Annotated in this window: 8 protein-coding genes and 1 pseudogene; 5 read left to right on the top strand and 4 right to left on the bottom strand. The window is 69.8% G+C overall.

Translation table 11 applies throughout. The features are described 5' to 3' along the window. Nucleotides 1-9: 9 nt before the first annotated feature. Together MAA8898_RS24780 and MAA8898_RS24775 are read left to right on the top strand one after the other, a co-directional pair. Nucleotides 10-1,293, top strand: coding sequence for a molybdopterin molybdotransferase MoeA (locus tag MAA8898_RS24780; protein WP_094023703.1), 1,284 nt, complete (start codon nt 10-12; stop codon nt 1,291-1,293). An 8-nt stretch (nt 1,294-1,301) separates the two neighbouring features. Next, nucleotides 1,302-1,820, top strand: a complete 519-nt coding sequence (locus tag MAA8898_RS24775) for a DUF2478 domain-containing protein (RefSeq protein WP_094023702.1) — start codon at nt 1,302-1,304, stop codon at nt 1,818-1,820. 18 nt (nt 1,821-1,838) lie between these two features. On the opposite strand, the gene MAA8898_RS24770 is transcribed toward MAA8898_RS24775, so the two are convergent. The 3 genes from MAA8898_RS24770 to MAA8898_RS26500 all read right to left on the bottom strand — a co-directional run bounded on the left by MAA8898_RS24770 (nt 1,839) and on the right by MAA8898_RS26500 (nt 4,599). Next, complete coding sequence (locus MAA8898_RS24770; RefSeq protein ID WP_094023701.1) at nt 1,839-2,216, bottom strand: hypothetical protein; 378 nt, start codon at nt 2,214-2,216, stop codon at nt 1,839-1,841. A gap of 119 nt (nt 2,217-2,335) precedes the next feature. Continuing rightward, nucleotides 2,336-2,668, bottom strand: a complete 333-nt coding sequence (locus tag MAA8898_RS24765) for an EF-hand domain-containing protein (protein WP_094023700.1) — start codon at nt 2,666-2,668, stop codon at nt 2,336-2,338. After that, the gene (locus tag MAA8898_RS26500) at nt 2,665-4,599 is read right to left on the bottom strand and encodes a sensor histidine kinase (protein WP_176445318.1); all 1,935 of its coding nucleotides are present in this window, start codon (nt 4,597-4,599) and stop codon (nt 2,665-2,667) included. The genes MAA8898_RS24765 and MAA8898_RS26500 overlap by 4 nt, the downstream gene beginning before the upstream one ends. 81 nt (nt 4,600-4,680) lie before the next feature. Here MAA8898_RS26500 and MAA8898_RS24755 point away from each other — a divergent pair, with 81 nt between their 5' ends. Further along, nucleotides 4,681-5,334: a LuxR C-terminal-related transcriptional regulator gene (locus MAA8898_RS24755; RefSeq protein ID WP_094023698.1), complete on the top strand. Its 654-nt coding sequence runs from the start codon at nt 4,681-4,683 to the stop codon at nt 5,332-5,334. A 122-nt stretch (nt 5,335-5,456) separates the two neighbouring features. Beyond that, nucleotides 5,457-11,444: a M10 family metallopeptidase C-terminal domain-containing protein gene (locus tag MAA8898_RS24750; RefSeq protein ID WP_094023697.1), complete on the top strand. Its 5,988-nt coding sequence runs from the start codon at nt 5,457-5,459 to the stop codon at nt 11,442-11,444. Between the two features lie 24 nt (nt 11,445-11,468). Here MAA8898_RS24750 and MAA8898_RS24745 read toward each other — a convergent pair whose 3' ends face one another. After that, nucleotides 11,469-12,350, bottom strand: a complete 882-nt coding sequence (locus tag MAA8898_RS24745; protein WP_094023696.1) for an alpha/beta fold hydrolase — start codon at nt 12,348-12,350, stop codon at nt 11,469-11,471. Between the two features lie 191 nt (nt 12,351-12,541). On the opposite strand from MAA8898_RS24745, the pseudogene MAA8898_RS26620 reads away from it, so the two are divergent. Then, nucleotides 12,542-15,026: pseudogene (locus MAA8898_RS26620) on the top strand (hypothetical protein); the annotation flags it as partial.

Below are 15,026 nucleotides of genomic sequence, written 5' to 3'. Positions count from 1 at the left end.
GCCTTCGCAATGACCTATGTTCAGACCATCACCGGCCTTGCCTGCGGCTGCGATGCGGCCGACCCGAGCGCGGGCATCGTCAGCATCGACGAGGCGCTGGACCGCATCGCGGCGCATGTCGCGCCCGTGTCCGGGACCGTGCGGGTCGGCCTCGCCGAGGCGCGCGGGCGTGTGCTGGCCGAGCCGGTGCTGGCCCTGTCGGACATGCCGCGCTTTGATCACGCGGCGATGGACGGCTACGCGCTGCGACGCTCCGACCTGGCCGGTCCCGGCCCCTGGCGCCTGCCCGTCGCCCTGCGCTGCGCGGCCGGCGAGGCGGCGGTCAGCCCGCTGCCGCCCGGTTCCGCCGCCCGCATCTTTACCGGCGCGCCGCTGCCCGCCGGGGCGGATTGCGTCGTCATGCAGGAAGAGATCGATGGCGGCCCGCGCCAGATCGTGCTGCATCGCCGACCGGCGGCGCATGAAAACATCCGTTTTCGGGCCGAAGAGCGGCGGCAGGGCGGCGAGATCGTCGCCGCCGGCCTACCTGTCAGCCCCCGCGCCATCGCCGCCGCGGCCGCCAGCGGCCATGCCCACCTGGTCGTGCGGCGGCGGCTGCGCGTGGCGCTGCTGGTGTCCGGCAGCGAAGTCGCCGCACCCGGCCGGCAGGGCCTGGGGGCGGCGGACATCTGGGACGTCAACACGCCGATGCTGCGGGCCATGCTGGCCCGCCCCGACATCGACCTGGTGGCCGTCGAGACGGTGCCGGATTCGCCGGGCGGGATCCGCGCCGCGCTGGAGCGGGCATCCCGGGGCGCCGACCTGGTCATCACCACCGGCGGCGTCTCGGTGGGTGAGGAGGATCACCTGCGCGGCGCGGTCCGGGCCCTGGACGGGCGCGAGGTCTTTGCCGGGGTGGCGATCAAGCCGGGCAAGCCGGTCGCCTTCGGCCGGCTGGACAGGGCCCTGTGGCTGGGGTTGCCCGGCAACCCGCAGTCGGCCTTCGTGACCTGGACCCTGTTCGGCGAGGCGATCCTGGGCCACCTGTCGGGCCTGGCGGCGCCGGTCGGGACGCGGCGGCATGTGGTCCTGGCCCATCCGCTGCACCGCAAGCCGGGGCGCTGCGAAATCCGCGCGGCGGCGCTGGTCGGGATCGACGGCCACGGCCGCGAAACCGCCGATTGCGGCGAAGCCGTCCACTCGGGCCAGGTCGGGGCGCTGTGCGCCTCCGACGGGCTTGTCTTTTTGCCGGCGGACGCCGACCATCTGCCGCAAGGCGCGCTGGTCGAGTTCCTGCCATTACGCATGACATGAGGATCACGATGAAGATTGCATACACCATGGCCCCCGGGCGCGGCGACACCGACCTGCTGCTGCGCGGGGTCGCCTCTGCCATGATCGTCGACGGCTATGCCCCGGCGGGCACGGCCCAGGTCAACACTGAATGTCCGGGCAGCGGCCCCTGCGACATGGACGTGATCGTGCTGCCCGAGGGGCCGGTGATCCGGATTTCCCAGAGCCTCGGGGCCGAGGCGCGCGGCTGCCGGCTGGACCCCGAAGCGCTGGAAACGGCGGTTGGCCTGGTGCAGGCGCGCCTGCCGCAGAGCGATTGCCTGATCGTCAACAAGTTCGGCAAGCACGAGGCCGGCGGGCGCGGTTTCCGACCGTTGATCGCCGATGCGCTGGCGCTGGACCTGCCGGTCCTGGTCGGCCTGAACCCGCTGAACGCCGAGGCCTTTCACGAGTTCACCGGCGGCTGTGCCGAACAACTGGCGCCGGAGCAGTCGGTCCTGGCCGGCTGGCTGCGCCGGAGCATTCGCGAGAAGTCGCCGGTGGCGTGACGCGGCCCGGGGGGCGGGTCACTCTTCGCGGGCATAGCTGACCGGCGTCCGCCCCCGGAGGTCACGCCAGACCAGGTGGACCGGGGACACCAGGGTCAGCGTGTTGCCGTCGCGGTCCTGGAAGAGCGTGGGCGCGACCCTGCGAAAGGTGACGGGCGCAGAGGAATAGGCATGCCGTTGCAGGGTGATCATGTCCTGCGTGAGCATCTGCGCGGTGACGACAAGCCGCCGGCCATCCACCCAGGTCCCGACATAGGTGCCGCTGACCAGCCCGACCTGTCCGGCCTCGGCCTGCGCGACCCGCGGTTTTGGCGCGGGGGTCGGGGTGTCTGCCGGGGCATTCATCGGAAGAACGCACAGCAGGGCGCGACATGGCAGGGGCAGGCGCGGGCGCATCCGGGGACTCCTCTGGCGGCGCGGACCGGGGCCTCGGGCGGCCTCTGGTTTCCGTCCTACCGCACGCGCGGCGCGCGGCCCATGGGGCCGATCCCCCAATCGGCCATGCCGCGCAGGGGTCAGCCGCCGGCGCGGAACCCGTCGTCGGCGCGCCGCAACTCACCCGGAGAGGCCAGCCCGTCGCGGTTCGCGTCCACCCGGCGAAAGGCGATCCGGTAGGCCCCGAAGGCCCGGATCGTGATCGCCGTGGACTGCCCCGCAGCCGCCATCCGCCGCACGAAGACCCGAAACTCGGGGTAGTCGAGGTGCCCGTCGCGGTTGGCATCCGCCCGTACAAAGGCATCGACCTCCTGCGTGGACACCGTCCCGGCACCGGGCACCACGGTCTGGCCGCTGGCGGCGCCGGCCAGAAAGACGGCCGTCCCAAAAGCAAGGATCCAGCTGCGCGTCATGGCGAGTCTGCCCGGCGCAGGTGCAGCGAAAACACCGTGCCCTTGCCGGGCTGCGAGTCGACGTCCAGCCTCAGCCCGTCCTGCGCGGCGATCTGCCGGCAGATCGCCAGGCCCAGGCCGTGCCCGCCGCTGTCGTCCCCCGCGTGCCATGGCTGCATGTAGCGCATGATCTCAGCCTCCGTCATCCCCGGGCCGCTGTCCAGAACCTGAAGGACCAGCGCGCCGTCGCGCCGCCGCACCCCGGCCAGCACCTTGCCCTTTCCGGTGTATTTCACCGCGTTCGACACCAGGTTCGACAGGATCCGCATCAGGTGCAATGGCGGCACGTCGACCAGTGCCGAACAGGGCACGATGCGCAGCGCCAGCCCCTTGGCCTGCGCCTCGTCGCGGAACATCTGGCCGACGGTTTGCAGGATCAGCGACAGCGGGTAGGGCTCGGACCGATCCACATTGGCGGACGCCTCGGCGCGCACCTCGTCGCGGGCGTCGTCCAGCTGGCGCGCGGTCAGCGTCTGGATGTAGTCGAAGGCCTCGTGCAACTGCGCCTGCACCTCTGGCGGGGCATCGCGGGCCATGCCCTCGATCGACAGCCGCAAGGCGGACAGGGGCTGGCGGATGTCGTGCGACATGCTGGCCAGTTGCAGGCGGCGCTGGTCGGCCAGGTCGCGCATCCGGGCGTGGGCGCGCTCGGCCTCCAGCAACTCGCGCGTGGTCTGGGCCTCCTTGCGCACCGCGTCCATCTCGCGCCGCAGGGCGGCAGCATGGGACCGACGCAGGTCGATCAGCCCGGCCGAGAGGCTGCCCATGATCCCCAGCGCCAGCACCGCGTAGGTGCCCTTGATCGCCCAGGGGATCGACAGCCCGCCCGCCGGTGCGCGCGCCAGCGCCAGCGCCACGACCCCGCCCAGCCCGACCAGCGCCACCAGCGCCACCAGCCGGAGCAGCGGGCGCATGGTGTCGCCCAACCTGTCCCAGCGGAACACCGCCAGCACCTGCGCCGCCAGCATCGCCGCCAGCAGGACATAGGCGATGGGGGCCATGACCTCGGGGGGCAGGATGAACACGGCGGCGATGCAGGCCGCCGCCAGCGCCGCCGCCGCAATCAGCCAACGCGCGGCCCGTGGCGCATCGGCAACGCGTGTCAGGGACAGGGCGGCGGTCAGGAACCCCAGCGCCGTGGCGCCCAGCAGCAGGCTGATGCCGGTGGGCAGGTGCAGGCCGGGCCGCGCGGGGTAGAGCCAGCGGAACAGGAACCCGTCCAGGTAGGCGACAAACACCAGCCCCAGCAGCAACAGCCCCGCATAGTCCACGCCGACCCCGACCCGCATCAGCGCGCTGAACACGGCAAAGACCACGAGGCTGGACAGCAGGAACGCGTAGAACCCCGCCAGCATCAGCCCGCTGGCAAAGGCCGCCGCGCGCACCGCCGCGCCGCGTTCCAAGCTCAGGTCCAGCGCCTCGACCGTGCCATGCACCATACGCACCACCAGCAGCGCGCGTTCGCCCGGGCGCAGCGTGAACGGCTCGCTGACCAGCCGCGTCACCGCGTAGTCCCCGGGGTCGAAGGGCGCGCGGATGTCATGCGCCAGAAGCTGCTCGGTTTCCGCACCCAGCCGGATCAGCACCACGTCCAGCGCGACCAGCCCGTAGATGTCGGAGGCCAGCTGCCAGTCGGCGGGCGGACGTCCGTCGGCTGGGGCGGCGTTCTGGATCTCGACCAGCCCCCAGAGCGGCTGGTAGGGCGCCAATTGCGCGGCGCTCTCGGCAAAGGAGGGCGACAGGCGGCCCTCGGCATAGCGGTCGGCCAGGTCGGCCAGCGTGTCGCCCCTGTCGGGGGCAAAGCGCATCTGCGTGCCGATCGTCTGCGCCGGTGCCGCGTCATCCAGCAACAGCACCGGCGGCGGATCGGCCCGCAGGACCTGCGCGGCCAACACAGCTATCAAAAGCGACAGAAAAAGTGCTAAATGTGCCCGCACATTGCCCCCTTCCTGCGCCGACGCCAAAGCATACGAATGTCAGAGCCCCGTTTCCAAGCCGTTATTGCCGACGATCACGCGATTGTCCGCTCCGGCCTGCGTGTCGCGCTGGAAACCCCCGGCCTGATCGAACCGGTGGGCATCGCCGTGGTGGCCGAGGCGGCGGATGGCCTGGCCGCGATTGCCGCCGTGCGCCAGCACCGCCCCGCGCTGCTTCTGCTGGACGTGCAGATGCCGCTGGCCGGCGGGCTGGAGGTGCTGGTGGAGGCGCGGCGCTGGTCGCCCGACACCCGCGTCGTCATCCTCAGCGGCATCACCGCCACGGGCAAGATCGCCGAACTGGTCTCCTGCGGTGTCGACGGGCTGTTCTCCAAGGGCGACGACAACGAAGAGTTGTTCACCGCCTTGCCCGGCATCCTGCGCGGGCGGCGCCACATCGCCGGGGCCTTTCGCCGGATGCTGGAGGAAGCGCCCGACGCGTCGGCCCTGTCGGACCGCGAAAGGCAGGTGCTGAACCTGGTCGTCGCCGGCCGGTCGAACCGTGAGATCGCCGAGATTCTGGGCATCAGCGCCAAGACGGTGGACCGCCACCGCACCAACCTGATGCAGAAGCTGGACGTGCATTCGGTCGCGCAGCTGATCGCCTATGCGCTGCGCGAAGGGCTGATCGCCCCCGCGGCGGGCCTGTGAGGCCGGCACCGGGCGACTGCGGCCTCGAATGGGGGATCCACCCCATCCCGGACAGATTCTCCAACCCCTAGATTTCCCGTGACACCGGATCACCGGCCCCTTGATTTGACGGAGACATTGCCATGCCCAGCGGACTTTCGCAGCTGAACGACACCGTGCAGGACACCCGGACCGCCGCCGAAACCGCGCTGGGGGCGGTCAACGGGGTGATCGACTCGCTGGAACTGGTCAAGGACGTCTTCGAGGTGCTCGAGGACATCGACGAGGACGCCGAAAAGCTCGAAAGCATCGCGCAGGGGCTTCAGAACGCGATGAAGCTGATCGCCAAGGTCGGCCCGCCGCTGTCCACGGTCACGCCGCTGTTGCAGCGCGTTCTGAACATGGTCGAGGAACGCGCCGAAGACGTGGCCAACGGCATCGACGTCGAAAGCAAGTTCGGCGACTTCAAGGACCGCGTCGACCAGATGATCCAGGGGCTGGAGGTGGTGCGCGACGGGCTCGAGATCGCCGTGGCCGAGCTGGTCGCGATCGAGAGCGGCATCGCCGATGCGGCCGAAGGCGTGGCCGGGGCGCATGCGATCCCGCCCGAATTGCAGAACGCGCTGGACCAGGCCAACCTGATCGCCGAAGACCTGGTGAGCGCGACCGCCGGCATCGCCGGTTTTGCGAACGACATCAATGCGCTGAAGGCGCGGATTGACGGCGTCTTTGGCAGCTTTCCCACCTCTGCCGCGCAGCTGGTGGGCGCGGCGCAGGATTTTTCCGACCTGATCGGCAAGGTGGATTTCCTCCAGGCGCCGATGGACGTGCTGAACGACGCGCTGGAGCCGGTGCAATGGGCGCTGGACGCGGCGGAAAAGGTCATCGAGGCGGTGGTCAACCCGGTGCTGGACCCGATCCTCGACAGCCTCGGCATCACCGCGCTGTTCGACGACATGGCCACCGTGATCGACGCGCTGGTCCCGGACCTGAGCCTGTTCACCGGCATCGACGCCGATCTGTCGCGCCTCGATGTGCAACTGGGGGCGCTGACCGTCGGCACCCCCGGCCTGGACATCGCGCTGGAAACCGACCAGCTGGCACGGATGCGGGACGACGTGGACCGTCTGGCGGTGGAGGTGCGCAAGCTGGTCACCCCCTTCGACCCGGTCAACCTGCTGCTGGACGGCGATGCCAACCTGGCCATCGGCTATGACGGCTTTGCGGCGCGCGACCCCAGCGGGGTGATCGCCGGGGGCACGCAGATCTTTGCCCAGGGCGGTGACGACCTGCTGTCCGGCGGGCTGGGCGACGACGTGCTGAACGGCGGCGACGGGAATGACCTACTGATCGGCGGCGCGGGCGATGACATCGTCGACGGCGGCTCGGGTATCGACGGGGTGATCCTGCAAGGCACCCTGAGCGAGTTCAGCTTCAAGCGCGACACCGTCACTGGCGACATCCTGGTCAGCCACACCCACGGCGCGCCGGGCGCGACCGACCTGGGCACCGACGTGATCCGCAACGTCGAGCATTTCATCTTCGAGGACCGCACGCTGTCCATCGACGATTTCGACTACTTCTACGATGCCGCGAACGGCGAGACGCAAGGCGACGGCATCTCGTTGCCGAGTGTCCCGAACGGCCCGGCTCAGGACTTCATGTTCGGCACCGACAGCGCCGAAAGCATCGCCTCCTATGACCTGATGGACTACATCACCGCGCGCGGCGGCGACGACTCGATCTACGGCGGCAACGGCAACGACTTCCTCGAAGGCGGCGCCGGCTTTGACCGGATCGACGGTGGCAACGATGTCGATGTCGGCTCGTATCTCGGCGAATCCGGGGTGGCCCATTTTGCCTCGCTGCTGGCGCTGGGGGATGCACGACAGCCTTTCGTCTCCGAAGACCTCTACATCAACGTCGAGAACCTCACCGGCAGCGACAGCGACGACTGGCTCTGGGGCGACGACGCCGCCAACCGGCTGGACGGGCGCGCGGGCGACGACGTGCTGCGCGGTCTCGGCGGCAACGACTCGCTGCTCAGCGGCAAGGGCGCGGACCTGATGATCGGCGGCGCGGGCAACGACACGGTGATCGCCACGGCGGTGGACTACGAGCCGACCGACCCCTCGACCATCGGGCGCAAGGTCATGGTGGCGGGCCTCGGCAACGATCTCTACGTCAACGAACGCGGGAATTTCAGCAACCTGTGGTACGGCGGCATCGATTTCGCGGCTGCCTTTGCCGGTTTCCCCACGCTGACGGCGGCGGGGCTGACAGCCGCCGAGCTGGCCGCGACGCTGCCCGGCCATGTCTACGTCAACGGCGCGACGGGCAACATCCGCAAATTCGATGCGGCCGGAGCGCTGACCGGGATCGACGCGGTGCGGGGCGGCATGCGGATCTTTGGCGCGACGGGGGATGACACCTTTGTCGGCTCGGCCAATCAGGATGTCTACTTTGGCGGGGCGGGCAACGATGTCTTTATCGGCGGGGCGCGCAACTTTCGCCCGCTCTGGGACACGGCGGACCCGCTCAACAGCTTTACCGTCAACGATTTCTACGATGGCGGCGCGGGCAATGACCTGTTCCGCCCCGCCGAGGGCCGCACCAACATCGAGGCCGGCAGCGGCAACGATACGGTGGAGATTACGCAGGCGGGCTGGCTGCTGCTGAACGGCAGCGAACGGGGCGAAGCCCCGGGCAGCACCGAATCCGATACGCTGGATTTCTCGCGCAGCGACCTGGGCTGGGTCATCGACCTGAGCGGCGCGTACATCGGCGATCCGTTGAAGCTGGGCTATCGCGGCGTTGCTGAAGGCCATGCGCCGGGCACCATCGACCTGCCGGGCGCCACCGACTACGCCGCGTTCGACAGCCTGCAACGGCAGCTGGGCGCGCCCGGCGGCAGCTATGACCTGCTGCTGGGCCAGTCCTACCTGGAGATCCAGAGCTTTGAGGCGGTGATCGGCAGCGCGCAGGACGACTTCATCGCTGGCAACGACCGCGCCAACATCCTGCGCGGCGGCGCGGGCAACGACGTGATCCTGGGCCACTCCGGCAACGGTCCGGACCTGCTGGCGGGTGAGGCGGGCGACGACACCTTGATCGGCAGCGACAGCGACGACAGCATTCTGGGCGGCGACGGCAACGACGACCTGCGCAACGCCGAAGGCAGCCTGATGGCGGGCGGCACGGACCTGATGGTCGGCGGGCGCGGCGACGATATCCTGCGGCTGTTCAGCGGTCCGGGGCAGGTGACGCTGGTAGGCGGGCCGGGGGTCGACACCGCGGATTTCGCCGGATTCGACGGGCCTGTGGCGCTGAACCTCGCGCTGGGCGGCACCGCCACGATCCGGACCAGCGGGGTCGAGAACCTGCGCGGCAGCGGTTATGGCGACACGCTGACCGGCAACCACCTGGGCAATGTGCTGAACGGTTTGGACGGTGATGACCTGATCGACGGCGGGGCGGGCAACGACATCCTGTTTGCCGGGGCAGGGCTGGATTCCCTGCGCGGCGGCGCCGGCAATGACCTGCTGGTTGTGGGCCTGGGCGGCGGTGACATGCAGGGCGGGGCGGGCAACGACACCGCCAGCTTTGGCCCCAATCAGGGCGGCGGGCTGTCCGACGGCACGCCCGGCTGGCAGCCGACGCAGACCCTCGGGCAGGCATCCGTCAGCCTCGTTGACGGGATCGGCGGTTTTCGCGACACGGCCACCGGGGTTGCCCACAGCTACACCCTGGGCGGGATCGAGAACGTCACCGGCGGGTTGCTGGACGACCGGCTGACCGGCGACCACGGGGCCAACCGGCTGACCGGCGGCGCGGGCGACGACCTGCTGGTCGGCTTGGGCGGGAATGACATCCTGTCCGGCGGCGAGGGCGACGACCTGCTGGTCGACGGCATCGACACACCGGCCTTTCGCCTGAACGATGGCGCCACGCGGGACCAGATGCTGCGCCTCGACAGCTATGCCGACATGCCGGGCGGCGCCTTTACCGTGGACCTGATGTTCCGCGCCACCGCGCCGCTGGGCAGCCTGCACAGCCCCTTCCTGTCCTACGCCGTCCCGGGCACCGACAACGAGCTGCTGATCTACGGCAATCCCGGCGGCAACGGGATGGAGATCTGGGTGAACGGCCAGCAGGTCGTGACCAACGTGCCCATCGACGCGCTGTTCGACGGCCAGCCGCACCGCATCACCCTCTCGGTGGCCACGGTGTCCGGCCCTGTTCAGCCAAGCGACAGGGCAGGCTTTACCCTCCATATCGACGGCGAGAGCGTCTACAGCTACCGCGCCCCGGCCTTCACGACCTTTGGCGGTCTGACCTCAGGGGGATCGCTGATCGTCGGGCAGGAGCAGGACGCAGTCGGCGGCGGCTACAGCACCGGCCAAGTTCTGCAGGGCGAAGTCAGCGAGGTGCGCGTGTGGAACCGTGCCATGGGCAATGCCGAGGTGGCGGGCATGGGGCTGGGACCGCTGGCCGATCCAACGTCGGCGCCGGGGCTGGTGTCGCTGTGGACAGCCGATCCGGCCTCCGGGCTGATGCTGGACGCGCTGGGCGGTGCGGCCCTGACACCAAATACGACGAGCGGCGCGGGGGCCCTGCCGCAGATCGTCACGCAGATCGGCGGCGGCAACGACGTGATGGACAGCGGCGCGGGCAACGACAGCCTGAACGGCGGGGCGGGCGATGACGAGCTGCGCGGCGGTGCCGGGGATGACCACCTGGACGGTGGCGCGGGCGAGGACACCGCCGCCTTTGCCGGACCGGATGCCGTCACCGTGGACCTGCGCATCACTGGCGCGCAGGACACCGGCGAGGGGCTGGACACGCTGGTGGGGATCGAGCACCTGGCGAGCGGTGCGGGCAATGACCGGCTGTTCGGCAATGACGGGGCCAACCGGCTGGATGCCGGTGAGGGCAACGACATCCTGAACGGACTGGGCGGCGACGACACCCTGACTGGCGGCGCCGGGGCGGACTGGCTGGTGGGCAACACGGGGCGCGACACGGCGGCCTACGGCAGCGCCGGCGGCGGGCTGGTGGCCGACCTGGCGAACGCGGCGCTGAACACCGGCGACGCGCGCGGTGACACCTATGTCGGGATCGAGAACCTGTCAGGCAGCGCCTTTGCCGACAGCCTGCGCGGTGACGCCGGGGCGAACCTTCTGTCTGGGGGGGCTGGTGATGACACGCTGATCGGCATGGCCGGCGATGACACGCTGGAAGGCGGGCAGGGGGCGGACCGGCTGATCGGGGCCACGGGGCTGGACCTTGCCAGCCATGCCACGGCCGCCGTTCCTGTGATTGCCGACTTGGCCAACCCTGGGCTGAACACTGGCGATGCGCGCGGCGACAGCTACCTAGGCGTCGAGGGGCTGATCGGCAGCGCCCTCGCGGACAGCCTGCGCGGCGACAGCGCGGCCAACCTGCTGCGCGGCGGGGCCGGGGCCGACACGCTGATCGGGCAGGACGGCAACGACACGCTGTCCGGCGACGCGGGCGGGGACCGGCTGATCGGCGGCGCCGGGTCGGACACCGCGCTGTATGCTTCGGCTGGGGCGGGCCTGATCGCCGACCTGGTCAACGTGGCGCTGAACACCGGCGACGCGCGCGGCGACAGCTACCTGTCGGTCGAGAACCTGCACGGATCGGCCTTTGGCGACGTGCTGCGCGGCAACCACCTGGACAACGTCCTGACCGGCGGCGCCGGCGCCGATGTGCTGATCGGGCGCGAGGGCGCCGACACTCTGCAGGGCGGGGCAGGGGCCGACACGCTGCTGGGCGGCACCGGGGTCGACGTGCTGTCGGGCGGGGCGGAGGCCGATGTCTTTGTCTTTGCCTCGGTGGCGGAGACGGGAATCGGGGCGGCGCGCGACCGGATCGTCGACTTCGAACAGGGGCTGGACCTGGTCAACCTGTCCGCCATGGCGCCGGGGGTGCTGGAGTTCCGCGGGCTGTCGGGCTTTGCGCCCTCGGGCAACGCCGAGTTGCGGCTGGTCGAGACGGCGGCTGGATCAACCGTGGTGCAGCTGGACGTGGACGGCGACGGCACCCGCGACGCCGAGATCATGGTCGAAGGCGTCACCGGTCTGACCGCCGCGGATTTCATCCTGTAAGCGCGGGTAGTTGGCGATTGCCGGTCAGGGACCGTCCTCGGCAAAGAACGCGGCAAGCTCCTGCGCCACGAGATCGGGCAATTCCTCGGCCAGGTAGTGCCCACCCTGCAGCGCGTGGCCGCGCACGTCGGTCGCGCGCTGCCGCCAAAGGGCGAGGCAATCGAAATGCCGCTCGATCGCGCCGGTTTGGCCCCAGAGGGCCAGGACGGGGCAGGTCAGTTTGCGCCCCGCGTCGGCGTCATCATGGGCGATGTCGATCGAGGCGGCGGCGCGGTAATCCTCGCAGCTGGCGCGGATCACCTCGGGGTCGCGGAAGGCGGTCAGGTAGGCCTTCAGCGCCTCGGGCGCAAAGGGGGTCAGGCCGGCGGACCCCGAGCCGCATTTCTTGCGCCAGTAGGCATCGGGATCGGCGGCGATCATCCGTTCGGGAAAGGGCGCGGGCTGGATCAGGAAGAACCAGTGCCAGTAGGCGCGGGCAAAACCGTCGGTCGTCCCGGCATACATCTCGCGCGTCGGCGCGATGTCCAGCACGGCGAGGCGGTGCACCCGGTCGGCATGGTCCAGCGCCAGACGGTGCGCGACGCGTCCACCCCGGTCATGCCCGGCGAGGAAGAACCGTTCATGCCCCAGCGCCGTCATCAGCCGCGCCATGTCCTGCGCCATCGCGCGCTTGGAATAGCTGGCATGGTCCGGCGTGCTGGCCGGTTTCGACGAGGCGCCGTAGCCGCGCAGGTCGGCGGCGACAACGGTAAACCGCCGCGCCAGGACCGGGGCCACCTTGTGCCACATCGCGTGGGTCTGCGGGTAGCCGTGCAGCAACAGCAGCGCGGGGCCGGTGCCGCCGGTGACGGCGTGGATCGTCGCCGCGCCGCAGTCGATGTCATGCAAGGTGAAATCCTGGAACATGCCCCGTTCATGCGCCGGAATCGCAGCCAAGGCCAACCGCGAAAATCGGCCGGGCGGCCGCATCTGCGATGGGGAAGTGTGCCGCCAAGGGCACCGAAAGCCCCGTTCTTGCCGGAAGTGTCCGGCAGTGATTGACAGTCTACCGCCCAATGGCCTCTTTTCATGCGAAATTCCACTGAGGACCTTCGTTGATGGATCCACTCGTCATCCTGTCCGATGGCCGCATCCTGTCCTTCGGGACCGGTTTCAACGCCGCCTCCCAGCAGGTGAATCTGCTGCGTGTGTTCAACGCGGATGGCACCGAGATCACCGGCGGCGCGGTGGAGTTCGGCGCGGGCACGCCGGTGGGCGAGCCATTCAGCGACTATGACAGCTTTGTCGCCTTGTCCCGGCCCGGCGGCGGCATCCGGGTCATCGCCCGGGACGGGTTCGATCCCATCGACCACGTCTTCGACCTGGACAGCTCGGGCAAGGTGATCGCGACCTCGACCATCGACACGACGGCCAGGGACGCCACCGTGCCCTACATCGCGGTCGAGGATGACGGCTATCTTGTACTGCCCGATGGCCGGATCGCCAGCGCGATCTACCAGGACCTGTTCCTGTCCGATGCCCAGGGGCTGTTCCTGTCGACCACCCCGCGCGGCGGTGCGTTCGAAAGCGTCAACGGCGTGGAACTGATGCTGGTCGGGAACCGCATCCTGCGCGTCAGCCACGTCAATGCGCAGGACGGCGACGTCGAGATCCGGGCCCAGTTCTACAACCTGGACGGCAGCCTGTCGGGGGCCGAGATCCTGGTCGCGGACGGGCTGGAATTCGTCACCGGGCACTGGGATGTCGAGGTGACGCGGCTGACCGACGGGCGCATCGCCGTGGCCTGGTCCGCGTCGCGGCCGGCCGATGGCGACGGCTCTGAAAGCTCGGTCTTCCTGACGATCCTGAACCCCAACGGCACCGTGTCGGTGCCCGAGCAGATGGTGAACATAGGCGAAACCGCCGGGGCGCAGGACTGGGTGAACCTCTGGCCGCTGGCCGGTGGCGGCGTGGCCGTATCCTTCGGCACCGAGACCGGCTTTGCCCCGACCGAAAGCATCAACGTCCGCTTCTTCGATCCGGTCGGCACGCAATACGACGGTTTTCAGCAGGCGGGTCAGGGCGGCCGCGGGGCGGGGGACGTCCATGTCTCGTTGCAGGGCGTGGTGACGCGGTTGAGCGTGAACGGGCCGCAGGTCGTCTACGACGCGCCCGGCCCGAACGACCCGGGCCCCACCGGCACTGAGCTGCTGCTGAGCCAGGCCACGCTGGGCGAACTGGCGCAGGACGGCGAGACGGCCACGCTGGCCGATGGGCGCGTCGTGGTGGTCTACGACAACGGCAACCTCAAGGGCGTGGTCCGCGTCTTCGATCCGGTGGCCAGGACGGTCAGCGACATCGACCTTTTCGACCTGACCGGCGTCGGGGGCGCGCGTGAACTGAGCGTGGCCGCGCTGGCGGATGGCGGGTTTGCCGTCGCCTGGCTGCAAGGGGCGAGCGCCGCCACCAAGGAGGTGCATTTCCAGGTCTACAATGCCGATGGCTCGGTCCGCGTGGCCGACACCCGCGCCTTTGACGGCGAGGCGGAGTACGTGCAGGTGCACACGACGCAGGCGGGTTTCGTGCTGACCTACACCAATGACGAGGCCGCGTTCGACGACGACGGCACCGCGCAGTTCTTTGACGCGAACGGCGTCGCCCTGGCCCCGGCCTTCGAGTTCCACGACGGGTTCAAGCAGGAGAACGCGGTCGATGCGATCGTCCTGGCGAACGGCAACACCGTGCTGACCTGGCTCAGCGACAACCCGTCCACCTTTGCCGAGACCGCGCATTTCCGGATCTTCGCGCCCGACGGCAGCCCGGTAAGCGCGGTGCAGACCATCTCGACCGATCTCAACCCCTACCAGGCGGTGCGCGTGGCGCTGCTGCCGGCGGGCGGCTTCGTCACGCTGCACATCAACGCGGCAGGCGCGCCGGTGATGACCAGCTACAGCGCGGCGGGCGTGGTTGCCGGGACGCCGCGGGTGCTGAGCGTCGAGACGCTGCTGGCGCCGGACAACCCGGGCAACGTCACGCAGGCCTTTGACCAGGTGTTCGACATCGAGATCAACGGCGAGGGGCAGGCGGTGATCGCCTTCGTGACCCACGATCCGATCCACCTCACCGACGTGCGCTATGCGATCTTCGAACTGGACGGCACGCTGGTGAACAGCGGCATCGCCACCGAGAACACGGCCGACCACCAGTCGCAGGTCGAACTGACCCGGCTGGCCGATGGCAATGTGCTGCTCAGCTTCACCGATGACACCAATGTGCAGTTCGCGCAGCAAAGCGCGATCAACGGGGTGGTGATCCAGGGCGGTCAGTTCGAAGGCCTGTCGCTGATCGGCGACAGCGGGCCGAACGGGCTCAGCGGTGGGCCGGGCGACGACACGATCACCGGGGGCGGGGGCAAGGACGCTCTGTCCGGGGCCAGCGGCTTCGACATCCTCGTGGGCGACTCCCGCGGCCTCTATCACCTGGCCGAATCCGCGCAGGTCTATCGCCTCTACGACTCGGTCTTCGGCCGCCAGCCGGACGGCGGCGGGCACCACGTCTGGACGCTCGGCCTGCTGGGAAGCACCACGCTGGCGCAGGCCGCCG

The organism is Antarctobacter aquimaris (assembly GCF_900184945.1).
GTDB lineage: Bacteria > Pseudomonadota > Alphaproteobacteria > Rhodobacterales > Rhodobacteraceae > Maliponia > Maliponia aquimaris.
This window is presented reverse-complemented; position numbering and strand designations above follow the sequence as displayed.

Coding starts and splice junctions, on each gene's coding strand:
- MAA8898_RS24765 (WP_094023700.1), bottom strand. CDS start 2,668: ATGACGCGCAGCTGGATCCTTGCTTTTGGGACGGCCGTCTTTCTGGCC.
- MAA8898_RS24775 (WP_094023702.1), top strand. CDS start 1,302: ATGAAGATTGCATACACCATGGCCCCCGGGCGCGGCGACACCGACCTG.
- MAA8898_RS24755 (WP_094023698.1), top strand. CDS start 4,681: ATGTCAGAGCCCCGTTTCCAAGCCGTTATTGCCGACGATCACGCGATT.
- MAA8898_RS24745 (WP_094023696.1), bottom strand. CDS start 12,350: ATGTTCCAGGATTTCACCTTGCATGACATCGACTGCGGCGCGGCGACG.
- MAA8898_RS24750 (WP_094023697.1), top strand. CDS start 5,457: ATGCCCAGCGGACTTTCGCAGCTGAACGACACCGTGCAGGACACCCGG.
- MAA8898_RS24770 (WP_094023701.1), bottom strand. CDS start 2,216: ATGCGCCCGCGCCTGCCCCTGCCATGTCGCGCCCTGCTGTGCGTTCTT.
- MAA8898_RS24780 (WP_094023703.1), top strand. CDS start 10: ATGACCTATGTTCAGACCATCACCGGCCTTGCCTGCGGCTGCGATGCG.